This window comes from Shewanella profunda (genome assembly GCF_023283765.1).
GTDB lineage: Bacteria > Pseudomonadota > Gammaproteobacteria > Enterobacterales > Shewanellaceae > Shewanella > Shewanella profunda.
This window is the reverse complement of sequence record NZ_JAKILG010000118.1, coordinates 1-666: the sequence shown is the minus strand read 5'-3', so window position 1 is coordinate 666 and position 666 is coordinate 1. Positions and strand designations below refer to the sequence as shown.

Here is a 666-nt window from a genome sequence, read left to right as displayed (position 1 = left end):
AATTCCTAGGGATGACTCATCTTGGGGCTCGCTTCCCGCTTAGATGCTTTCAGCGGTTATCGATTCCGAACGTAGCTACCGGGCAATGCCATTGGCATGACAACCCGAACACCAGCGGTTCGTCCACTCCGGTCCTCTCGTACTAGGAGCAGCTCCCCTCAATCATCCAACGCCCACGGCAGATAGGGACCGAACTGTCTCACGACGTTCTGAACCCAGCTCGCGTACCACTTTAAATGGCGAACAGCCATACCCTTGGGACCGACTTCAGCCCCAGGATGTGATGAGCCGACATCGAGGTGCCAAACACCGCCGTCGATATGAACTCTTGGGCGGTATCAGCCTGTTATCCCCGGAGTACCTTTTATCCGTTGAGCGATGGCCCTTCCATTCAGAACCACCGGATCACTATGACCTACTTTCGTACCTGCTCGACGTGTATGTCTCGCAGTTAAGCTGGCTTATGCCATTGCACTAACCGTACGATGTCCGACCGTACTTAGCCAACCTTCGTGCTCCTCCGTTACTCTTTGGGAGGAGACCGCCCCAGTCAAACTACCCACCAGGCACTGTCCCTAATCCCGATAAGGGACCTAGGTTAGAACATCAAAACTACAAGGGTGGTATTTCAAGGACGACTCCATCAGGACTAGCGTCCCAACTTCA

Annotated in this window: 1 rRNA gene; it reads right to left on the bottom strand. The window is 53.9% G+C overall.

From position 1 onward, the window contains the following. Positions 1-666: ribosomal RNA gene (locus L2744_RS21515) — 23S ribosomal RNA — on the bottom strand; the annotation flags it as partial.